At 71.4% G+C, this 20,538-nt stretch carries 18 protein-coding genes; 8 read left to right on the top strand and 10 right to left on the bottom strand.

All coding sequences use genetic code 11. The features are described 5' to 3' along the window. Nucleotides 1-2: 2 nt before the first annotated feature. The gene (locus ACGFY9_RS21255; RefSeq protein WP_393756195.1) at nt 3-1,634 is read right to left on the bottom strand and encodes an MFS transporter; all 1,632 of its coding nucleotides are present in this window, start codon (nt 1,632-1,634) and stop codon (nt 3-5) included. Between the two features lie 147 nt (nt 1,635-1,781). On the opposite strand from ACGFY9_RS21255, the gene ACGFY9_RS21260 reads away from it, so the two are divergent. Beyond that, nucleotides 1,782-2,777: an Lrp/AsnC family transcriptional regulator gene (locus ACGFY9_RS21260; RefSeq protein ID WP_393756197.1), complete on the top strand. Its 996-nt coding sequence runs from the start codon at nt 1,782-1,784 to the stop codon at nt 2,775-2,777. Between the two features lie 111 nt (nt 2,778-2,888). Here ACGFY9_RS21260 and ACGFY9_RS21265 read toward each other — a convergent pair whose 3' ends face one another. The 3 genes from ACGFY9_RS21265 to ACGFY9_RS21275 form a co-directional block, all read right to left on the bottom strand. After that, entirely contained in the window at nt 2,889-4,229 is a 1,341-nt protein-coding gene (locus ACGFY9_RS21265) for a jacalin-like lectin (protein WP_393756199.1), read from the bottom strand. 445 nt (nt 4,230-4,674) lie between these two features. After that, on the bottom strand, nt 4,675-5,766 hold the full coding sequence (locus ACGFY9_RS21270; RefSeq protein ID WP_393756201.1) for a helix-turn-helix domain-containing protein: 1,092 nt from the start codon (nt 5,764-5,766) through the stop codon (nt 4,675-4,677). Nucleotides 5,767-6,343: 577 nt separating this feature from the next. Continuing rightward, complete coding sequence (locus ACGFY9_RS21275) at nt 6,344-7,327, bottom strand: alpha/beta hydrolase (RefSeq protein ID WP_393756205.1); 984 nt, start codon at nt 7,325-7,327, stop codon at nt 6,344-6,346. A gap of 242 nt (nt 7,328-7,569) precedes the next feature. Between ACGFY9_RS21275 and ACGFY9_RS21280 the strand changes: the two genes are divergently transcribed. Together ACGFY9_RS21280 and ACGFY9_RS21285 are read left to right on the top strand one after the other, a co-directional pair. Then, nucleotides 7,570-8,517 carry a TerC family protein gene (locus tag ACGFY9_RS21280; RefSeq protein WP_393756207.1) on the top strand — a complete coding sequence of 316 codons (948 nt, stop codon included), beginning with the start codon at nt 7,570-7,572 and terminating at the stop codon, nt 8,515-8,517. A gap of 86 nt (nt 8,518-8,603) precedes the next feature. Beyond that, nucleotides 8,604-9,485, top strand: a complete 882-nt coding sequence (locus ACGFY9_RS21285) for an LLM class F420-dependent oxidoreductase (protein ID WP_393756209.1) — start codon at nt 8,604-8,606, stop codon at nt 9,483-9,485. Between the two features lie 80 nt (nt 9,486-9,565). On the opposite strand, the gene ACGFY9_RS21290 is transcribed toward ACGFY9_RS21285, so the two are convergent. Further along, nucleotides 9,566-10,129 (bottom strand): NADPH-dependent FMN reductase, encoded by a 564-nt coding sequence (locus tag ACGFY9_RS21290; RefSeq protein ID WP_393756211.1) that lies wholly within the window; start codon nt 10,127-10,129, stop codon nt 9,566-9,568. A gap of 104 nt (nt 10,130-10,233) precedes the next feature. Here ACGFY9_RS21290 and ACGFY9_RS21295 point away from each other — a divergent pair, with 104 nt between their 5' ends. Continuing rightward, on the top strand, nt 10,234-10,914 hold the full coding sequence (locus ACGFY9_RS21295; protein ID WP_393756213.1) for a TetR/AcrR family transcriptional regulator: 681 nt from the start codon (nt 10,234-10,236) through the stop codon (nt 10,912-10,914). A 21-nt stretch (nt 10,915-10,935) separates the two neighbouring features. Here the strand turns inward: ACGFY9_RS21295 and ACGFY9_RS21300 are convergent, their stop codons facing one another. Both ACGFY9_RS21300 and ACGFY9_RS21305 read right to left on the bottom strand, forming a co-directional pair. Next, on the bottom strand, nt 10,936-12,075 hold the full coding sequence (locus ACGFY9_RS21300) for an FAD-dependent oxidoreductase (protein ID WP_393756215.1): 1,140 nt from the start codon (nt 12,073-12,075) through the stop codon (nt 10,936-10,938). Nucleotides 12,076-12,114: 39 nt separating this feature from the next. Continuing rightward, nucleotides 12,115-12,789, bottom strand: coding sequence for a TetR/AcrR family transcriptional regulator (locus ACGFY9_RS21305; protein ID WP_393756217.1), 675 nt, complete (start codon nt 12,787-12,789; stop codon nt 12,115-12,117). 155 nt (nt 12,790-12,944) lie between these two features. Here ACGFY9_RS21305 and ACGFY9_RS21310 point away from each other — a divergent pair, with 155 nt between their 5' ends. Next, complete coding sequence (locus tag ACGFY9_RS21310) at nt 12,945-13,979, top strand: LacI family DNA-binding transcriptional regulator (RefSeq protein WP_393756698.1); 1,035 nt, start codon at nt 12,945-12,947, stop codon at nt 13,977-13,979. Between the two features lie 502 nt (nt 13,980-14,481). Further along, nucleotides 14,482-15,918 (top strand): benzaldehyde dehydrogenase, encoded by a 1,437-nt coding sequence (locus tag ACGFY9_RS21315; protein ID WP_393756219.1) that lies wholly within the window; start codon nt 14,482-14,484, stop codon nt 15,916-15,918. A gap of 21 nt (nt 15,919-15,939) precedes the next feature. Here ACGFY9_RS21315 and trxA read toward each other — a convergent pair whose 3' ends face one another. Beyond that, on the bottom strand, nt 15,940-16,326 hold the full coding sequence (gene trxA, locus ACGFY9_RS21320; protein ID WP_033278987.1) for a thioredoxin: 387 nt from the start codon (nt 16,324-16,326) through the stop codon (nt 15,940-15,942). Between the two features lie 122 nt (nt 16,327-16,448). Between trxA and ACGFY9_RS21325 the strand changes: the two genes are divergently transcribed. Continuing rightward, the gene (locus tag ACGFY9_RS21325) at nt 16,449-17,879 is read left to right on the top strand and encodes a dihydrolipoyl dehydrogenase family protein (RefSeq protein WP_393756221.1); all 1,431 of its coding nucleotides are present in this window, start codon (nt 16,449-16,451) and stop codon (nt 17,877-17,879) included. Between the two features lie 38 nt (nt 17,880-17,917). Here ACGFY9_RS21325 and ACGFY9_RS21330 read toward each other — a convergent pair whose 3' ends face one another. After that, nucleotides 17,918-18,562 (bottom strand): peptide deformylase, encoded by a 645-nt coding sequence (locus tag ACGFY9_RS21330; protein ID WP_393756223.1) that lies wholly within the window; start codon nt 18,560-18,562, stop codon nt 17,918-17,920. 170 nt (nt 18,563-18,732) lie between these two features. On the opposite strand from ACGFY9_RS21330, the gene ACGFY9_RS21335 reads away from it, so the two are divergent. Then, complete coding sequence (locus ACGFY9_RS21335; protein ID WP_393756225.1) at nt 18,733-20,124, top strand: PepSY-associated TM helix domain-containing protein; 1,392 nt, start codon at nt 18,733-18,735, stop codon at nt 20,122-20,124. Between the two features lie 64 nt (nt 20,125-20,188). Here ACGFY9_RS21335 and ACGFY9_RS21340 read toward each other — a convergent pair whose 3' ends face one another. Next, a complete protein-coding gene (locus ACGFY9_RS21340; protein WP_365606923.1) occupies nt 20,189-20,536 on the bottom strand; it encodes a tetratricopeptide repeat protein in 348 nt (115 codons plus the stop codon). Between the last annotated feature and the right edge of the window lie 2 nt (nt 20,537-20,538).

Consider the following 20,538-nt stretch of genomic DNA (forward strand, 5'->3'; position numbering starts at 1 on the left):
CCTCAGCGGTTCGGTGCCGGGTCAACTGCCGCTACGACGGCCGCCGTTGGCGCCCCAGTTGTGGCGGTGCTCGCACCGGCCACCGGAGCCGCCGTGGACGAAGAGGCCTGTCGCGGGTGGCGCAGCAACAGCACGCACACCAGGGCCGCGAGGAGAGTCAGCGAGCCGGCCACCACCAGACACAGCCGCATGCCGTCCAGGAAGGAGTCGCTCAGTGCGCCCAGGGCCCGGCCGGTGTTCGGGCCGAGGTTCATGTGGGCGACGGCGCCCAGGCCGCCCGCGTCGGCGGTCGACACGATGCTCTGCTGCGCCGCGCCCGTCACCCCGGCGTCGGTGAGGTGGCCGGGCAGGGTGTCGAGGGCCTTGGTGGTGAGCAGGGCGCCCAGGACGGCAGGGCCGAGCGCGCCGCCGACCTGCCGGAACGCGTTGTTGCCGGCCGCTGCCATCCCCGCCTGGTGATACGGCACGGAGGCCACAGCGGTCGCGGTCATCGGTGTCATGACGGTCCCGATGCCCAGGCCGAGCAGTGCCAGCCGCCAGGCGATGGACGCGAACGAGGTGCCGGCCTCGACGCCGGTCAGTGAGAACAGAGCACCGGAGATGAGCAGCAGACCACCGGTGATCAGGACACGCGGCGTGACCCGGTGCATCAGCCGACCGACCGGCTGGCCGACCACGATCGCCGCCGCGGTGACCATGAGCAGCCGCAACGCCGCCTGGAGCGTGTCGAGTTGCTGCACCAGACCGAAGTACAGGCTGAGCAGGAAGAAGAAGCCGATCAGCGCCAGGAAGGTGATCATCGCGACCAGCGTGGTGGCGGTGAACGCCGGGCTGCGGAACAGCGTCAGGTCGAGCATCGGGCTGCCACCGCGCCGCTCGGCGAGTACGAACGCGACTCCGCCGACCACCGCGGTGAACAGCGCCACCATGACCTTGACGTCCGTGAAGGAACCGGCGCCGCCCTCGATCACGCCGTACACCAGCGCGGTGATGGCGAGGGCCGCGGTGAGCTGGCCGGGCCAGTCCAGCTTGCGTCCGTGCGGGGCCCGGGAGTCGGGCAGCAGGCGTGCGGCGACGCCCAGCGCGATCAGCGGGACGGGGACGGAGATCAGGTAGATCCAGCGCCAGGCGGCGTGGTCGAGGATGACTCCGGCGATCAGCGGGCCTACGGCCAGCGCCGCCATCAGCGCGGTCGCCCACAGGCCGATGAACTTGCCGCGCTCCCGGTGGTCGGGCACCGCGTGGCTGATCAGCGCCAGGGTCGTCGGCAGCAGGGTTGCCGCGCCGAGACCGGCCAACGCCTGGCCGATCCACAGGACGTGGACCGACTGCGCGCACAGGGCCACGGCCGCACCGGCGGCGGCGAACAACAGGCCCGCCTGGAACACCTTCTTGCGTCCGTGCACATCGCCGAAGACGCCGGCGGTGAGGATGAACGCGGCCATGGGCAGGACGAACGCGTCCTGGACCCAGGACAGTTGGGCGGTCGACGCGTTCAGCGCCGTCTGGATGGCGGGCAGGCTCACGGCGACCGTGGTCACCGGCAAGTAGGCGACGAAGACGCCGAGGCAGGCCATGACGAGGGTGGCCGCCCGCCGGTCGGGCCGCCCGCTCGCCGGGGTCGTGACGTTCACGGGGAACTCTCCTTCTCGAATGCGGTGCCCTCGAACTCGAACAGGCACGCGCCCAAGGATCAGCTCCGGCATGGACAATCACCAACGCACGACCGAGAAGCGACGAGAAACCTCTATCACGGGCCTCATGGGTGCGATACTTCCCTCATGATTGACGAAGTCGACGGGAAAATCCTCCGCGCGCTGCAGTGCGCGCCACGCGCCTCGTTCCGGCTGATCGGTGAGGTGGCCGGGGTCTCGGAGCAGACCGCCGCCCGTCGCTTCCACGCGCTGCGCCGCTCCGGAGTGATGCGGGTGGTCGGCCTGGTCGACCCCGCCGTCCACGGCGACGCGCGCTGGGTCGCCCGGATCCGCTGCCGCCCCGACCGGGTCGGCCCGCTCGCCGACGCGCTGGCCCGACGGCCCGACATCGCCTACGCGGGCCTCGCGTCCGGCGGTTCGGAGATCATCTGCGTCATCAGCGCGCCGGTGCACGTGACGCGCGACGACGTCCTGCTGCGTCAACTGCCCCAGTCCGCATCGGTCCTCGACGTGAGCATCGACCTGCTCATCCACCCCTTCGGCACGTCCGGACCGAGCGACTGGACGGGCTACGGCGGTCACCTCACATCCGAGCAGATCCGTCAACTCGTAGGCGACCGGCCGGACTTCCCCATCGGGCCACCCGTACGTCTCACCGACGAGGACACCCCGCTGCTCGACGCCCTCGCGGAGGACGGCCGCGCCACCCACACCCAACTCGCCGACGTCACCGGCTGGTCCACGGCTCGCGTGGCCCGCCGACTGGACGCCCTGGAGCACTCGGGGGCGCTCGACTACGACGTCGAACTGCTCTCCGCGCGCCTCGGGTTCGCGCTCAACGCCACCCTGTGGCTGCGCGTCGCCCCGGCCCGCCTCGAACGCGTCGGAGAGGAACTCGCGGACCACGACGAGGTCGCCTTCGCCGCCGCCATCAGCGGCGACTCCAATGTCATGGTCGTCGTCATCTGCCGCGACACGGAGCACCTGTACCGGTACCTGACCACCAAGGTCGCCTCCGTCGCGGGCATCGACGGCTACGGCGTGAGCATCCACGTCCACCGCCTCAAGCAGGCCACGTCGCTCATCTCGCGCGGGCGACTGGTGCCTCCGGCGTTCGCGTAGCGCGCCCGGAACGCACCGAGCCGGACCACCCGCGGCGGCGGGCGGTCCGGCTCACAACTGCGGTACGGCGCTTGGTACTTCGTCGCTACGGCGGCGGGTCGGTGCTTCGGGTCAGCGCTTCGTGTAGATGAAGCCGACCTTGTCCAGCTCGTCGCCGGAACGTCCGTGGAAACCGGCGATCTGCCAGCCGGACGGGGCGGTGCGGGTCACGCAGTCCGAGGTGGTGGTGCCACCGGCCAGGGTGTTGCCCAGGTTGGTGGTGAACTTGGCGTAGAAGATCCGCGTGGTGTTGTTGTACTTGCTCTCGCACAGGTACGCCGAGGTCACGTACTCGCCGCTGCCCAGCGTCAGCGAGGACGCGGTGCCGCCCGTGCCGCCGTGGGTGAGGGTGGTGCCGTTGGCGAGGGTGATGCCGACCTGGTCGACGCGGGAGCCGGCGCGCAGCGAGATCGTGGTGGCGCGGGCGGCCGCCGGGACACTGTTGATGTCCTGGTAGTAGTCGCCGTGGGGGCCGCCGAACTGGTCGCTGAGCTGGTAGTCCGCGTTCTGCGACCAGGTGAAGCCGACCGTGATCGGGTCGTGGTCGGAGAGCATCAGCCCGTCCGAGGTGAGGAACTTGGCGTGCTCATTGTTGTACGACGTCGCGTTGAGCGTGACCAGCTTGCTGCTGCGGTAGAGGACCTTGTCCACGACCTCGCAGGTGTTGGGCACGGTGGCCCCGGTCTGGTCGCACAGCAGCGTGTCGCTGCCCTTGGCCGGCGCCACGCCGCCGCGGATCACCTTGACCCAGGCGTCGGTGAGCCCGTTGGCCGCGCCGAACTCGGCGATGGTGTCGGCGGTGCGGGTGTAACGGGTGTTGGTGTCACCCATCACCACGACGGCGTTGCCCGCCGAGTGGGTGCTGATGAACGAGGTCAACTGGCTGAGGTTGTCCGCGCGGGAGGCCTCGTCGCCGTCGTTCGTACCCGCGTTGGTGTGCAGGTTGTAGAAGTCGACGTACACCCCCTCGGACAGCCGCTCCCGCATGAAGGTGAAGCCCTTCGGCGTCAGGCAGTCGCCCGAGTCGATCTGGCAGGAGTTCCAGCCGACCCGCTCGAAGTCGTCGCCGTCCCAGGCGTAGTTGGAGACGGTGTTGAGCCCGCTGCCGATACCGGCGCCGCCGCTGGTCGCGGTGCGGTACGGGTGGGTGTCGGTGGAGTACAGGTAGGCGTGGTAGTTGAAGTCCTCCTGCACGTTCACGATGTCGTACGGGGCGATGCGCGTGCCAATCGCGGTGGTGCTCGTGTCCCGCGGCGTCGAAGCGCTGGACAACGACTCCGGGAGTCCGGCGACGTTGTAGGTGAGCACGCTGAAGCTGCCCGACGTTGCGGCGGCGGCCGGTGTCGCGGCGGCCACCGTGATCCCGCCCAGGGCCGCGGCTGCGGCCGCCAGACAGGCGAGAAGTCTGCGCATGGGGAAGTGCCTCCTGCGGAGTGACAGAGGGGGAGGGTGTTGCGGCGCTCATGTCAAAATGTAGCGACAAGCGCTTGCTATGACCCCCCTCCAGCCGCACCGAATCAGGAATTCCGCGTGGCGCGGAGATGGCCAACTTCCGGTGCCTGCCCGTTTGTTGCCAGTGCGGGGGGATACCGTCCACAGGTACGGGACAGGGCATCCACATCGCCGGAGACAACTGCCGGAGCCGGAGTATGGGCAGCAGTTGAGGCGGCCGGCGCCGAACTGTCCATGATCCCGGCACCGTTGAACCGGACCGGCCCCGCACGGTGGCCCATGCCGCTGAACACGCACCCCGGCGAGTGCAGGCTCGGGACGGCGTCGCACTGGAGCGAGCGCGGGATCATCGCCAAGATGCGCGAGATGGGGGAGCGCGGTCTCTTCCGACCTCCGTACCTGACCGCTACGGCCGTGCCAAGTGCCGCATCGTCAGCGCCAGTTGGAGTCGTAGTCGCCCCTGCGGAGTGCGTACGGGCCAGCCCAGGAGGGACTCCGCGTGGGTCAACCGGTCCTGGAGCGTTGAGTGGTGGACGTTGATCTCGGTGGCCGCCGCGCGCAGGCTGGTCGTGGTGGCGACGGCGTTCAAAGTGGCCAGCAACCAGGGCGCGTTGACTGCCGCGGCTTCCACATCACGGACATCGGGAGGTGGTTCGGCACCCGGTGCGACCAGTTCGGCGAGGAGGGCGATGCCGCCGAGCTCGTCGGCGTGCACGACGCGGTGGCCGGGGTCCTGCGCGGTGCCGTCGGCGGTGAAACGGAGGGCGGTGCGGGCGGCGGCCCAGGATCGGGGCAGGTCCAGTACGGGGACGGCGGGGCCGATGCCCAGGCGGCCGGCGGGCAACTCGGCGTCGGTGTGCGGTGGTTGAGCGCCGGAGCTGTCCGTGGCCGCCTGCGGATCACCGTCCGACACCGGGCGTGGGCCGGACGTACCCGTCGTCTCCCGGGGCGCGGCGACGACCCGGGGCCGTCCGTCGAGCGGGGCGAGAACCCGGGCCCGGGTCGCGGGGTCGGCCGGGTCGAGGCCGAGACGCCGGGCCGCGTGCAGCCGGGCCGCCTCGGGAGCCGTCGCGTCGAGCAGGGTCTCGATCAGCTCCGGGTCGTCGGCGGGCACCCGGCCCCGGGTGCGATCGAGCACCAGCCGTACGGCACCGGCCGCCCGCTCCAGGATCACCGCGTCGACGACACTGGGCGCGACCTCCGCCGTACGCTCCAGCCAGAGCGCGGAAGCCCCGCGCGGCGTCAGCGCGGCGGACGGCCAGGCGGGATCCGGCGGCGTCGCGCTGTCCCTGCGCGTACCGTCCGCCTCCACCCGCACCCGGACCCGTCGCTCGGCGTCGACCAGCCGCGCGGCACACCCGGCCAGCACCGCCGCCCCGCGCACCAGCGCCTCAAGCCCGGCCCGCGACTCGGCAAGCCGATCGAAGTACCCGATGACCCGCACGGCGGCACCGGCGTCCGGATCCAGCGCGGTCAGGCGCCCGGCCAGCTCTTTCATAAGCCCATGGTGCGGCATGCCACCGGCGGAGAGGAGGGATGGGCCCGCGGGTATCCCGCAAGGCCCGTCCCCGGAGGGCGGAAACCGAGGAGCGTCCCTGGTGTACCGCTCGCGCACAGCGCGCCGGTGCCGCCGCGGTCGTAGATGCAAGCCGCCGGCGGCCGCTGCACCTGGTGTGCCATGCCTCCGGCGGAAGTTCGCCCGGTCGAGCGGCGGCGACGCAACACACCGACGTCACCGCGGCCGCGCTCCCACGTCCCTGCCACCGTGGCCGCACTCCCGCGCCCCTCCCCCTACTGCGAGCAGCCTCCGCAGCTGACTCACCTGCGTCGCCCGTTCCTCGCGCTGCGCGAAGCCGACGAAGCCGCCCAGCCAACACGGAGCCGTCGCGGCACGCCCCTGTCACCGTGGCCGCACTCCCGTGCCCCTCGACCGGCCGTGAGCAGCTTCCGCAGCCGGGTCACATGCGCCGCCCGTACCTGCTGCGAAATCGGCGCCCACAGCGCGAAGCCGACGAAGCCACCCAGCCGACCCGGAGCCGTCGCGGCACACTCCCGTCACCGCGGCCCCACCCCCCTCAACCCGCCCCCAACAACCTCCGCAGCCAACTCACATGCGCCGCCCGAGCCGCCTGCGACACCGCGGCCTGTGGCGCGAACCCGTCGAAGCCGTGGAAGCCGCCCGGCCAGACGTGGAGTTCGGCGATGCCGCCGGACTGCCAGAGGCGGGAGGCGTAGGCGACCACTTCGTCGCGGAAGGTTTCCGCGGAGCCGACGTCCAGGAAGGCCGGGGGGAGGCCGGTGAGGTCCTCCGCTCGGGCCGGGGCCGCGTACGGCGAGACGTCGGGGGTGCCGCGGCGGTCGCCGAGGAGGGCGGTCCAGCCGGTTTCGTTGGCCGTGCGGTCCCAGACGCCGACGCCGGCCATCTGCTGGGCGGACGGGGTGTCGTTGCGGTCGTCGAGCATCGGGCACAGCAGGAGCTGGCCGATGGGACGCGGGCCGCCCCGGTCGCGGGTGAGGAGGGCCAGCGCGGCGGACAGCCCGCCGCCGGCGCTCGCGCCCATGATGACGATCCGTTCCGGATCGCCGCCGATCTCCTTCGCGTGCTCCGCCGTCCACAGCAGACCGGCGTACACGTCCTCGATCGGCGCGGGGTGAGGGTGTTCGGGCGCCAGCCGGTACTCCACGGACACCACCACCGCGTCCAGCTCCCGCGCGTACTCCAGCGCCCCGGTCACCCCGACCCGCCGGTCGCCGAGCACCATCCCGCCACCGTGCACGTGATAGATGACGGGCAGTGCGCCCGCCGTCGCCGGTGCGGTCGGACGGCCGATCAGCAGTGTGATGTCGGGCTCGCCGACCGGGCCCGCCACCTCCCTGTCCTCGATGGCGAAGGCTCCGCCGAGCGTGAGGTCCATCTCCATCGACTGCATGATCGCCGGACCCCGGCGGATCTCGTCGATGTCCTCCATCGTCATCCCGGGCGAGATGAACTCCTTGATCAACTCCAGCGCCGCGGCGAGTTCGGGGTCGAACGGGGGCGGGGGCGGGGTGGACGTCATGTGCTTCTCCTGACGCTGGGCGCGGCGGCTCGTACGGCCATACTCCGCGCCTGTACCCCCGTTCCGTGCTCCGCCGTCCGGCGGAACCTTTCCGCCGGACGGCGGGTGTGCCCTGTCAGGACGTGATCTGTTGTTCACCTGCGGGACGTGGAAGGGATCCCTCGCGCGGACAACGATGTCGAAACCCCTGTGGACCCCCTGTATCACCGCATCTGCTGATTCATGTACCAGGAGCATCACCCGTGAACATCTCCCCGACCGTCTGGCTGCTGACGATCGCCGCCCTGTGCGCCCTCGTCGGAGTCGACTTCCTCATCGGCCGCAAACCCCACGACGTGTCCGTCAAGGAAGCCGGCGTGTGGACCGTGGTCTGGGTGGTGCTGGCCTGCCTGTTCGGGCTCGGGCTGCTCGTCTACGGCGGGAGTGGGCCCACCGGGGAGTTCTTCGCCGGGTACATCACCGAGAAGTCGCTGAGCGTCGACAACCTCTTCGTCTTCGTGCTGATCATGGGCAAGTTCGCGGTGCCGTCCCAGTACCAGCAACGGGTGCTCATGGTCGGCGTCCTGGTCGCCCTGGTGCTGCGCGCCGGCTTCATCGCGGCCGGTGCCGCGATCATCTCCACGTTCTCCTTGGTGTTCTACCTCTTCGGCGCGTTCCTGATCTGGACCGCCTGGAAGCTCGTCCAGGACGCCCGCAAGGGCCACGAGAACGAGGAGTACGAGGAGAACAAGCTCCTCAAGATCGCCGAACGCCGCTTCGGTGTGGCCGACCGCTACCACGGCACCAAGCTGTTCATCACGGAGAGCGGCAAGCGCGTCATGACCCCGATGCTGGTCGTGATGCTCGCCATCGGCTCCACCGACGTGCTCTTCGCCCTCGACTCCATCCCCGCGATCTACGGCCTCACCCAGGACCCGTACATCGTCTTCACCGCCAACGCCTTCGCCCTGATGGGGCTGCGCCAGCTGTACTTCCTCATCGGCGGCCTGCTGAAGAAACTCGTCCACCTCAGCTACGGCCTGTCGATCATCCTCGGCTTCATCGGCGTCAAACTGGTGCTGCACGCCCTGCACGAGTCCGGGGTGCACGTCCCGGAGATCTCCATCCCCTTCTCCCTCGGCTTCATCGTGCTGGTGCTCGCGGTGACGACATTCACCAGCCTGCGCGCCACGAGGACGCGGAGCGCTTGACTTCGAGAGCGCTCGAAGACCTACCGTCACGAAGGACGGTGAAGGTCCGGGTGGACTGCGAAGTGGACTGCGAGAGGGAGTCGGGCATGCGGGTCGGCGTACACATCAACCGGTTCAACCATCCCGGAGGGCCGACGGCGGTCGGGCCCGAGCTGGCCGCGGCGGGTGCCGCGGCCGAGGCGGCGGGCGTCAGCTGGCTCTCGGTGATGGACCACTACTTCCAGATGGAGTTCAACGGCGGCGCCGAGGACGCCATGCTGGAGGCCTACACGACCCTGGGCTATCTCGCGGGCCGCACGTCCACGGTCCAACTGGGCGCGCTGGTCACGGGAGTGACGTACCGTCAGCCTGGTCTCCTCGCGAAGATCGCCACCACGCTCGACGTCCTGTCCGGCGGCCGGGCCACGCTCGGCATCGGGGCGGCCTGGTACGACCGTGAGCACCACGGTCTCGGCGTGCACTACCCGCCGGTCGCGGAGCGGTTCGAGCGGCTGGAGGAGACCCTGCGGATCTGTCTCCAGATGTGGGACCCGGAGACGAACGGCCCCTTCGAGGGCAAGCACTACCAGCTCGCCGAGACCCTGTGCGTGCCCGCGCCGATCAGCAGCCCGCACCCCGAGATCATGATCGGCGGCGGCGGGGAGAAGAAGACCCTCCGGCTGGTCGCCCAGTACGCCGACGCCTGCAACCTGATCGTGTCGACGCCGGACGAACTGCGCCACAAGCTCGACGTGCTGCGCGGTCACTGCGACAACCTGGGGCGCGACTACGACCGTATCCGCAAGACGATCGTCTACGGCGGCGAGTCGGTCACCGCGGGCGATGTCGAGGCGTTCCTCGGGGAGATCAACGGCTTCACGAAGCTCGGCGTCGACACGGTCGTTCTGGGCCCGCGCACGGGCGAACCGGTCGAGTGGATCGAGCGGTTCGTGGCACCGGCGGTGCCGCGCCTGGCCGAACTGGACTGATCGGAGCGGCAGTTGGGACACGAAGGGGCCGGAGTCCGGGTGGACTCCGGCCCCTTCGATGGTGAAGCGGGGTGCCTGGATCAGGCGGCGACGGCCTCGCCCGCGTGGCCCTTCAGCTGGGAGAGGACCTCGGTCAGCTGGGCGACGACCTCGGCGTCCTCGGACGGGTGGGTCTCGGCGAAACGGGTCACGGAACCGGGGATCGAGAGCTTGAGCTCCTCGATCACCTTGCCGCCGGCGATGCCCACGGCCTTGCGGGCCTCGTCCTGCGCCCACACGCCGCCGAACTGGCCATAAGCGGTGCCGACCACGACGACCGGCTTGCCGCCGAAGCCGCTGGCGCCGTAGGGACGGGACAGCCAGTCGATGGCGTTCTTCAGGACGGCCGGGATGGTGCCGTTGTACTCGGGGGAGAAGAAGAGGAACCCGTCCGCGGCACCGGCGGCGGCACGCAGCTTGGCGGCGGCGGCCGGGACGTCGCCCTCGACGTCGATGTCCTCGTTGTAGAACGGGATGTCGGCGAGACCCTCGAAGATCTCGATGTCGGAGCCCTCGGGCGCGAACTTCACGGCGGCCTCGGCGAGCTGGCGGTTGTGCGAGCCGGCACGCAGGCTGCCGACAAGCGCGAGGATACGAACAGACATGGGGACTCCAAGAGGGGGGCTGAAACACTGCCGTTACGATCCGGACCGAGGTCCGTTTAAAAGTTGTACCAGGCTAAGCGGACCGCGGTCCAGTTTTGTTCCCAGTGCTTTACGCTGTCTTCATGTCCAGCGCCCTGCCGCCCTTTCCGAAGCCCGAGGAGTCGATAAGCGAGCCCCAGCTGCTGGAGGTCCGCTCCTACGCCGACGAGCCCTGCCTGCGTGCCGACGCGGCCCGCAACCGCGCCAAGCTGCTGGAGGCCGCCGCCCGGCTGATCGCCGAGCACGGGGTGGCCGGCGTCACCATGGAGGCCGTGGCCGCCGCGGCCCAGGTCGGCAAGGGGACCGTCTTCCGCCGCTTCGGCGACCGCACCGGCCTGCTGATGGCGCTCCTCGACCACTCCGCGCAGACGCTCCAGGCCGACTTCCTCGGCGGCCCGCCCCCGCTGGGCCCCGGAGCCCCGCCGGTCGAGCGGCTGCGGGCGTTCGGTGCCGCGGTGCTGTACCGCCATGCCGAGCAGCTGGACCTGCAACTGGCCGCTCAGCCTGAGCCCACCCGCCGGTTCGCCCACTCCGCGCTCCGGGCGTTGCACACCCACGTCACGGTGCTGCTGCGGCAGATCCTCCCGGACGCCGACTGCGAGTTGCTCTCCCAGACGCTGATGGCGTATCTCGACCCCGCCCTGATCCACCATCTGACCAGGCAGTGCGGGATGCCCATGGAGCGGCTGGAGGCGGGATGGGTCGACCTCGTGGCGCGCGTGACCCGCACCGAGCCGCCCTGCTGAACTCCCTTGCTGTGTCCGGCCTCAGCCGCCGTGGCTCGCGAAGAAGTCGAGCATGCCCTGCGGTGCGTCCTCGCCGAACATCAGGACCCCGCTCGCCGCGGACTCCGCCGCCGACTCCTCGCCGCGCGGGAACAGCTTCTCCTCGTACGCGGCCAGCGCGGCCTCGGTGTCGCCCGGGTGCGCGGCCAGCGCCTCGCCCAGTTCGGCCCCGTCGAGCATGGCCAGGTTGGCGCCCACGCCCGCGAACGGCGACATCAGATGGGCCGCGTCGCCGAGCAGTGTGACCCCGGGGACCCGCTCCCAGCGGTGCCCGATCGGCAGGGCGTGGATCTGGCGCGGGGTGAGCGGCCCGTCCGCGTCGGCGAGCAGCGCCCGCAGGCTCTTGTCCCAGTCCGCGAAGTGCTCCAGGGTGTACGCCTTCCCCGCCTCGGTGTCCGTGAAGTCGACGCCGTCGAACGCGTCCTCGGGGACGGCGAGCGCCACGTAGATGTGCAGGCTGCCGTCGGTCTCGCGGTGGGCCAGGAAGCCCTTGCCCGCGCCGAGCGCCATCATCATGCCGCCGCCTACGACCTCGGCGCTCACGGGATGCCGTACGTCGGCGTCCGGCAGGTCCACCTCGACGAACGAGATGCCGACGTACGCGGGCTGCGCGTCCGAGAGCAGGGGCCGCACCCTGGACCAGGCACCGTCCGCGCCGATCAGGAGATCGGTGGTGAAGGAGGTGCCGTCCGCGAGGGTCGCCTCGTGCCGGCCGCCGCCGAGCGGGCGGGCGCCGGTGACCTTCGCGCCCCAGCGGACGGTGCCCTCGGGCAGTGAGCCGAGCAGCAGATCGCGCAGCTGGCCGCGGTCGACCTCGGGGCGCCCTCCGGTGCCGTCGTCGGGGTCGTCCAGGAGGACCGTGCCGGCCTTGTCGAGGACGCGCGTGCTCTCGCCGCCCGGGTGGACCAGCGCGCGGAACTCCTCGTACAGGCCCGCCGCGCGCAGCGCCGGCTGGCCCGAGTCCTCGTGGATGTCGAGCATGCCGCCCTGGGTGCGCGCGGCGGGGGAGGCGTCCAGGTCGAAGACGGCGGCGTCGACGCCGTTGACGTGCAGGACCCGGGCGAGCGTGAGCCCGCCGAGTCCGCCGCCGACGATCGCGATGGGGTGATGAGGGGTGGTCATGATGGCCTCCTTGGAGCTTGAAGTGGGCGGTAAACAGGGTCAGTTGGGAACGGTGGTCCGCTCGATCCCGTTGAGCAGTGCCTGGAACCGCCAGGACAGGCGGGCCGGAGGCGCCCCTGCGAGCAGGTCGCCGGAGCGTGCCGCGATGTGCGGGTGGGTCCGGTCGGACGCATTGCGCACGGCGTCGGTCAGGGCGTCCCAGTCGTCCCGGGTCGTGTCGTCGCCCGAGTGCTCGGCCGCCGTCGCGGTGGCCTGCTGGAGCAGCAGGTCCACGCCCCACGCGGCCTGTGCCGACGGGACGCCGCCCTCGTCGAGCAGGGCCAGCAGAGTCTCGATCAGATTCAGGTAGTGCGGGCCGCTGGGCCAGGCCGTCAGCGCCGAACGGGCGAGACTCGGGTGCTCGAAGAGCATCGCGGTGTACGCGGTGAGCACCTGCTCGATCCGCTCGCGCCAGGAACCCTCGGCGGGTGCGGGCCCGATCGTGCCGAGCAGCTCGTCCAGCACCGCCGCGTGCAGCTCGGCGGTGTTGCGGACGTAGACGTACAACGAGGCCGGACCGGTGTCGAGCTCCTGGGCCAGGCGCCGCATGGTGACCTTCCTCAGACCCTCCGCGCGAAGGACCGTCACCGCGGCGGCGACGATGCCCTCCCTGCTCAGGGCGGGTTTCGCCGGTCGGTCACGGCGGCTGCGCGGGGTGTCGGGGCGAGCTGTCATGTCTCCACCGTAACGAACATGTTCGCTCCGAACATGTTCGCTCCGAACAAGTTCGTTACGAACGCGTTCGTAAAAAACCGGACCATGTTGTCATCGTGACGACCGTTCCCCCGCCGCACTCCCCGGCCCCGGCTTCTGCCAAGATGCCGTACGTCATGGTGCAGATACCGAAAACGTCCGCAGCCCCGTCGCCCGCACCGCGCTCCGTGCCCACGAGCGCCGATGTGGCCCGCCTGGCCGGCGTCTCACGCGCGACCGTCTCCTACGTCCTCAACAACACCAGCGCCGTACGGATCAGCGAACCCACCCGCCGCCGCGTCCACGAGGCCGCCAAGGAACTCGGGTACGTCCCGCACGCGGCGGCCCGCAGTCTGCGTGCCGGGCACAGCCGCATGGTGCTGATGCCGGCGCCGACCATGCCGGTGGGGCTCCTCTACAGCCAGTTCATCAACGACCTCCAGTGGGCGCTCAGCCGCCTCGACTACACGGTCGTGCAGCACGGGTCCGTCGGTCTGCGCGGTGACGAGGCCGCCCGCGCCTGGGCCGAACTGCGCCCGGTCGCCGTCCTGGTGCCCGGCGCGGGGCTCGGCCCGCAGGGTGTCGAGGTCCTCAAACGCTCTGGTGCGCGGGCCGTCCTCACGCTCGGCCCCGAGAAGGTCGAGGGCGCTCACGCCCTGCTCCTGGACCACGAAGGTGTCGGCCACTGCGCCGGTGCGCATCTGTACGGCCGCGGCCGGCGCCGGATCGGCGTGGTCGTGCCCGAGGAACCAGGCATGGGGGTCTTCTCCCGGCCCCGCGTCGAGGGTGTGCGCCGCGCCCTGCTCGGCACGGACGCCACGGTGACCGAACTCCCGCTCGCCTACAGCGAGGAGAGCGCCGCCCGGATCGCCGCCCGCTGGCGCGCCCTCGGCCTCGACGCGGTGTTCACGTACAACGACGAGTACGCGATGCTGCTGATGCGCGCCCTCCAGGACGAGGGCATCCGCATCCCCGAGGACACGGCCGTGATCGGCGCCGACGACCTCATGATCGGCCGCCTGCTGCGCCCGCGCCTGAGCACCGTCCACATCCAGCTGCCCTCCGGCCACGAGCTGGCCGAACTGGTCGACACCGCGGTCCGCGAACCGGGCGGGGTACCGGGCACACACGAACTGCTCGGCGCGTCGGTGGTACACCGCGACTCCAGCTGACGGGGCCCACCCCGCGCCCGGTGAGCGCACCCGGGGTGATCCGGCCGTGCGCGACCAGGGGCTGTCCGGCGGAGTGGGCCGGAGGGAAGCGGCGGTGCCTGATCGGCGTTGGTGACCGGGGCGTGGTGCGTGCGGCTGCGAGGCGGGGAGGAAGTCGATGCGATGGGGGTCCTCCCGCTCGGGCGAAGCTGAGCGTAGGCGAGTCGCGACCGCGCCGGCCTCGGGCCTGACATGCCGCCCTGCCCGGGTCTGGGGCCCGCGTAAACCTCGGCCCGGTGACCGCGTCCACCCCGGCTCAGCGACCGCGCCCGGGATCGATCCGGCCGTACGCGACTAGGATGTTGCACGCTCAACCAGCCAGGGATGCGTGCGGACACCGGACGCGGCTCGCACGTCTGTGCCGGATCACCGCATCCCGTCGCGCGGCCGCCCAACCGGCCGTGAACGCAAGGGACTTGCGCTGCCGGTGTGGGTCCCGCCGGTGACGGATCGGAGAACCGCCATGACTCTGCTCGACCCCAAGACCTGGCAGCCCCGCCCCCTCTCGGGCCCCGAGTACCCGGTCACCGAGCCCGCCACCGGCGACACGCTCGGCACCGTCACGCTCGCCGCCCCCGGGGACATACGGCCGGCCGTCCAGGCGGCCCGGACCGCGCAGGCCGAGTGGGCGCGCGTCCCGCACTTCGTCCGCGCCGGTGTGCTGCGCAAGGCCGGTGACCTGTTCGCCGCGCACGCCGAGGAGTTGCGCGAGTGGCTCGTGCGGGAGTCAGGCTCGATCCCCGGCAAGGCGGACTTCGAACTGCACGTCGCCGCCCAGGAGTGCTACGAGGCCGCCGCCCTCGCCTCCCGCCCCGCCGGGCAGGTCCTGCCCACGGAGGCGCCCCGGCTGTCGTACACCCGGCGTATCCCGGTCGGGGTCGTCGGCGTGATCGCGCCGTTCAACGCCCCGCTGATCCTCTCCATCCGCTCGGTCGCCCCGGCGCTCGCACTCGGCAACGGGGTCGTCCTCAAGCCGGACCCGCGCACGGCGGTCTGCGGGGGACTGTCGCTCGCCGCGGTCTTCGCGGAGGCGGGCCTGCCCGAGGAGTTGTTGCAGGTGCTGCCCGGCGGTGCGGAGGTGGGGGCGGAACTGGTCGCCGACCCGCAGGTGCCCGTGATCTCCTTCACCGGCTCAACTGCCGCCGGACGCGCGGTCGGTGAGGCTGCTGGCCGTCATCTCAAGCGCGCACACCTGGAGTTGGGCGGGAACTCGGCCCTGATCGTCCTGGCGGACGCCGACCTGGACGCGGTGATCTCGACGGCGGCCTGGGGCTCGTTCTTCCACCAGGGCCAGATCTGCATGACCACCGGCCGCCATCTCGTCCACGAGTCGCTCTACGAGGAGTACGTCGAACGCCTCGCCGCCAAGGCCGACTTGCTCGCCGTGGGCGACCCGCACCGCGCGCAGGTCCACCTCGGCCCGATCATCGACGGCGCCCAACTGGCCAAGATTCACGGCCTGGTCGAGGCCAGCACGGCAACTGGCGCCAGGTTGGCGGCCGGTGGCACCCACGAGGACCTCTTCTACCGGCCGACCGTCCTCGCCGACGTGGACGACGCCACCCCCGCCTACGCGGAGGAGGTCTTCGGCCCGGTCGCGCCGGTACGGTCCTTCGCCACCGCCGACGAGGCGGCGGCGCTGGCCGCGACGGGACCGTACGGACTGTCGCTCGGCATCGTCACGCGCGACAGCGCCCGCGGTCTGGACCTGGCGGAACGCATCCCCACCGGGATCGTCCACATCAACGACCAGACCGTGAACGACGAGGCCGTGGCCCCCTTCGGCGGGGTCGCCGCGTCCGGCACCGGCGCCCGCTTCGGCGGCGAGGCCAATCTGGAGGCCTTCACCGACGTGCGCTGGACGACGGTACGCGGGGACGTGGCGTCGTATCCGTTCTAGGTATTCATTGAACGGCGGTGCTCACTGGCCGTTCTGCTCGGCCTGCTCCTGCTGCTCGGCGACCGACTTGCGGACCTCGTCCATGTCGAGCTTGCGGGCCTGGCCGATGACGTCCGTCAGAGCGGCCTCCGGCAGGGCGCCGGGCTGGGCGAACACGGCGACGCGGTCGCGGACGATCATCAGCGTGGGGATCGACTGGATGCCGAAGGCCTGGGCCAGCTCGGGCTGGGCCTCGGTGTCGATCTTGCCGAAGACGAGGTCCGGGTTCTCGTCGGCCGCCTTCTCGTAGACCGGGGCGAACTGACGGCACGGCCCGCACCAGGACGCCCAGAAGTCGATCAGGACGAAGTCGTTGTCCGTGACCGTCTGGTCGAAGTTCTCCTTGGTGAGCTCCACGGTGCTGCTCATGACGTGATTCCCTCTTCCTCGATGTGGGGGCGAAGCCGTCCCGGACAACACGGTCGTCCGGTCCCGTATTCCGCGCCCCTACCCGTGTGGCCACAGCGCACACCACCCAGCAGACTGACCCCATGACGGAAACGGAATCCATCGCGTACGACGTCGTGGTGCTCGGGGCCGGGCCCGTGGGGGAGAACGTCGCCGACCGCACCCGTGCGGCCGGTCTCTCCACCGCGATCGTGGAGAACGAACTGGTCGGCGGCGAGTGCTCGTACTGGGCGTGCATGCCCAGCAAGGCCCTGCTGCGCCCGGTCATCGCCCGTGCCGACGCCCGCCGCGTGCCCGGCCTCGGCCACCTCGTCCAAGGGCCCCTCGACACCGCCGCGGTGCTCGCCCACCGCGACTACGAGGCCTCCGGCTGGAAGGACGACGGCCAGGTCCAATGGCTCGACGGCATCGCCGCCGACCTCTACCGAGGCCACGGCCGCCTCGACGGCCCCCGCAAGGTGACGGTCACGGGCCCCGACGGCGTCCGGCACGTCCTCACGGCCCGGCATGCCGTGGCGGTCTGCACCGGCACCCGCGCCCTGCTGCCGGACATGCCCGGACTCGACGAGATCGAGCCGTGGACCAGCCGCGAGGCCACCAGCGCCAAGGCCGCGCCCGGCCGGCTCATCGTGGTCGGCGGCGGGGTCGTCGCCGTCGAGATGGCGACCGCCTGGCAGGCCCTCGGCTCCCGCGTCACCCTTCTCGTCCGCGGCAAGGGACTGCTGCCCCGCATGGAGCCCTTCGCCGGCGAACTGGTCGCCGACGCGCTCACCGAGGCCGGAGTCGACCTGCGCACCGGTACGTCCGTCGCGGCGGTCACCCGCGAGAACGGCACCGTCGCGGCCCTCCTCGAAGGCGGCGACCGCATCGAGGCCGACGAGATCCTCTTCGCCACCGGACGCGCCCCGCAGACCGACGACATCGGCCTCGACACGATCGGCCTGGCACCGGGCTCCTGGCTGCCGGTGGACGACACCCTGCGCGTCCCGGGCAGCGAGTGGCTGTACGCGGTCGGCGACGTCAACCACCGTGCCCTCCTCACCCACCAGGGCAAGTACCAGGCCCGCATCGCGGGTGCCGCGATCGCCGCCCGCGCCGAGGGTGTCCCGCTGCTGGAGACCGACCCGTGGGGCGCCCACGCGGCCACCGCCGACCACGACGCCGTACCCCAGGTCGTCTTCACCGACCCGGAGGCGGCGGCCGTCGGCCTCTCCCTCGCCGAGGCGGAACAGGCCGGCCACCGCGTCCGCGCGGTCGACGTGGAGTTCTCCTCGGTCGCCGGCGCCGGCCTCTACGCCGACGGCTACCGGGGCCGCGCCCGCATGATCGTCGACCTCGACGACGAGACCCTGCGCGGCGTCACCTTCGTGGGCCCCGGCGTCGGCGAACTGATCCACTCGGCAACCATCGCGGTAGCCGGCCAGGTCCCGATCAGCCGCCTGTGGCACGCGGTCCCGTCGTACCCCACGATCAGCGAGGTGTGGCTGCGCCTGCTGGAGGCCTACCGCGGCTGAACACCCCTGACGTCCTACGGCAGTTGAAAGCCGTTTCGCTACGACAGCTCGAAGCCGAGCGCAGCCGACGCCGCATCCGGTGTCGGCTGCGCCCAGCGCTCCGCCATCGCCTCGTTCGAGGACAGCGAGCGCAACTCCGCCCGGTCCAGGTAGAGCAGGCCGTCCAGGTGGTCGGTCTCGTGCTGGACGATCCGCGCGGGCCACCCGGTGAAGACCTCGTCCACCGCCCGACCGTGCTCGTCCTGCCCGGTCAGCCGCACCGAGGCGTGCCGCGCGACCACGGCCTGCCAGCCCGGCACGCTCAGACACCCCTCGAAGAACGCGGCCCGGTCGTCACCGACGGGCTCGTACGACGGATTGACCAGCACCCGGAACGGCTGCGGCACCCGCCCGCGCGCCACCCGCACCTCGTCCGGCACCGGCGCCGGATCCTCGATCACCGCGATCCGCAGCCCCACCCCGACCTGCGGGGCCGCGACGCCCACGCCCGGAGCCGCGTGCATGGTCACGCGCAACGCCTCGACGAACCGGGCCAGCAGCGCGGGCTCCAACTGCCCGTCGAACGGCTCGATTCCGCGCCTGAGCACCGGGTCACCGGCCGAGACGATGGGCAACGGGCCGCCGGCGGCGAGGAGTTCCTCGACCCGTTCGGCCAGGGGTACGCGATCACTGGGATGTGCCATCGCGCCAGGATGCCACGGCCCCCGGCCCCGCCGGATGTGACCCACGCCATAGGCATCCACGGGAACTCGCGGCCTTCACGCCCCGACTAACTGGACCACTACGGCCACGACACACCACCCGCTCGACTCCTCGCCCCCGTCCCCCTCCTCGCCCCCGGAGAAACCTGCCCATGTCCACCGCTCCCTCGGCCACCACGGCCGAGGCCCCGCAAGAGCCCTCCCCGGCACCGTCCCCCAGCCGCTGGGCCCCGCTGCGCCCCCTGGTCCTGCGTCTGCACTTCTACGCCGGAGTGCTCGTCGCCCCGTTCCTGCTCGTCGCCGCCACCACCGGCTTCCTGTACGCCGGTGCCTTCCAGGCCGAACGGATCGTGTACGCCCACGAGTTGACCGTCCCCGTCGGCGACCGCGAACTGCCGATCTCGCAGCAGGTGACCGCCGCCCGCACGGCGCACCCCGAGGGCACGGTCTCGGCAGTACGACCCTCTCCGGAGGCAGGCGCCACCACCCGCGTCATGCTCTCCGGCGTCAAGGGCATAGCCGCCGACCACACCCTCGCGGTGTTCGTCGACCCGTACACCGGAAAGGTCCGCGGCGCGCTCGAACAGTACGGCTCCACCGGCGCGCTCCCGCTGCGCACCTGGATCGACGAACTCCACCGCGATCTCCACCTGGGCGAAACCGGCCGCCTGTACAGCGAGTTCGCCGCGAGCTGGCTGTGGGTCATCGCGGGCGGCGGCCTGGTGCTGTGGTTCTCCCGCCGCCGCGCCCTGCGCAAGGTACGCGGCACCAGCGGCCGGCGCCGCACCCTCGGCCTGCACGGCACGGTGGGAGTCTGGACCGCCGCGGGCTTCATCTTCCTGTCGGCGACCGGACTGACCTGGTCGACGTACGCCGGCGCCAACATCGACCAACTCCGCACCTCCCTGGGCCAGTCGACCCCCTCGGTGTCGGCCGCGGCGAGCGGCGAGCACGCGGGCCACGGCGGCTCCGCCGCGACCGGCGACGCCCAACACGGCGTAGGACTCGACAAGATCCTCGCCGCCGCACGCGCCGAAGGGCTCGGCAACCCGGTCGAGATCGTCCCGCCCGCCGACGCCAAGTCGGCGTACGTCGTCCGGCAGGTCCAACGCAGCTGGCCCGAGAAACAGGACGCCGTCGCCGTCGACCCCGCCACCGGCAAGGTCACCGACGAACTCCGGTTCGCGGACTACCCGTTGCTCGCCAAACTGACCCGCTGGGGTATCGACCTGCACACCGGGGTCCTCTTCGGCCTCGTCAACCAGATAGCTCTGATGCTGCTCGCCGGCTCACTGATCCTGCTGATCGTGTGGGGCTACCGCATGTGGTGGCAGCGCGGCCGGGGTTCGTCCTTCGGCCGCCCGATCCCGCGCGGCGCGTGGGCTCAGTTGTCCCCGTTGCTCCTCGTCCCGTGCCTGGCGGTGATCGCCGTACTCGGTTACTTCGTACCGCTGTTGGGCATCCCGCTGGCCGCGTTCATCGCCGTGGACGTGGTGCTGGGCGAGATCGCGCACCGGCGCGGGCAGCGGACGTACGCGAAGTAGCGACGCACGCGAAGGGGCCCGGTTCCGCGCCGGAACCGGGCCCCTGCTCTACGCTCTTGGTTTCTCAGACCCGCTCGAAGTCACCCGCGAGCGCCGAGGCGATCCGCAGATGCGAGCCGGCCTCCTCGTGCCGCCCCTGGCGCTCCAGCGTGCGGCCCAGCATCAGCCGCGCGTAGTGCTCCACCGGGTCACGCTCCACGAGGACGCGCAACTCGGCCTCGGCGCGCCGCAGTTGGGCCGAGTGGTAGTAGGAGCGCGCCAGCAGCAGGCGCGGCCCGGTCTGCTCGGGCACCTCCTCGACCAGCCCGCCCAACACCCGCGCCGCCGCGGCGTAGTCCTTGGCGTCGAAGAACATCTGCGCGCGCTCCCAGCGCTCCGCCGGTGTCCCGTGGTCGTAGTACGTCATGTCCACTT

The organism is Streptomyces sp. NPDC048504 (genome assembly GCF_043200035.1).
In the GTDB taxonomy this organism is placed as follows: Bacteria; Actinomycetota; Actinomycetes; order Streptomycetales; family Streptomycetaceae; genus Streptomyces.

Excerpts from the sequence above, each read along its gene's own strand:
- ACGFY9_RS21260 (WP_393756197.1), top strand. The coding sequence starts at position 1,782 with ATGATTGACGAAGTCGACGGGAAAATCCTCCGCGCGCTGCAGTGCGCG.
- ACGFY9_RS21265 (WP_393756199.1), bottom strand. The coding sequence starts at position 4,229 with ATGCGCAGACTTCTCGCCTGTCTGGCGGCCGCAGCCGCGGCCCTGGGC.
- ACGFY9_RS21270 (WP_393756201.1), bottom strand. The coding sequence starts at position 5,766 with ATGAAAGAGCTGGCCGGGCGCCTGACCGCGCTGGATCCGGACGCCGGT.
- ACGFY9_RS21275 (WP_393756205.1), bottom strand. The coding sequence starts at position 7,327 with ATGACGTCCACCCCGCCCCCGCCCCCGTTCGACCCCGAACTCGCCGCG.
- ACGFY9_RS21285 (WP_393756209.1), top strand. The coding sequence starts at position 8,604 with ATGCGGGTCGGCGTACACATCAACCGGTTCAACCATCCCGGAGGGCCG.
- ACGFY9_RS21290 (WP_393756211.1), bottom strand. The coding sequence starts at position 10,129 with ATGTCTGTTCGTATCCTCGCGCTTGTCGGCAGCCTGCGTGCCGGCTCG.
- ACGFY9_RS21300 (WP_393756215.1), bottom strand. The coding sequence starts at position 12,075 with ATGACCACCCCTCATCACCCCATCGCGATCGTCGGCGGCGGACTCGGC.
- ACGFY9_RS21305 (WP_393756217.1), bottom strand. The coding sequence starts at position 12,789 with ATGACAGCTCGCCCCGACACCCCGCGCAGCCGCCGTGACCGACCGGCG.
- ACGFY9_RS21310 (WP_393756698.1), top strand. The coding sequence starts at position 12,945 with ATGGTGCAGATACCGAAAACGTCCGCAGCCCCGTCGCCCGCACCGCGC.
- ACGFY9_RS21315 (WP_393756219.1), top strand. The coding sequence starts at position 14,482 with ATGACTCTGCTCGACCCCAAGACCTGGCAGCCCCGCCCCCTCTCGGGC.
- trxA (WP_033278987.1), bottom strand. The coding sequence starts at position 16,326 with ATGAGCAGCACCGTGGAGCTCACCAAGGAGAACTTCGACCAGACGGTC.
- ACGFY9_RS21325 (WP_393756221.1), top strand. The coding sequence starts at position 16,449 with ATGACGGAAACGGAATCCATCGCGTACGACGTCGTGGTGCTCGGGGCC.
- ACGFY9_RS21330 (WP_393756223.1), bottom strand. The coding sequence starts at position 18,562 with ATGGCACATCCCAGTGATCGCGTACCCCTGGCCGAACGGGTCGAGGAA.
- ACGFY9_RS21335 (WP_393756225.1), top strand. The coding sequence starts at position 18,733 with ATGTCCACCGCTCCCTCGGCCACCACGGCCGAGGCCCCGCAAGAGCCC.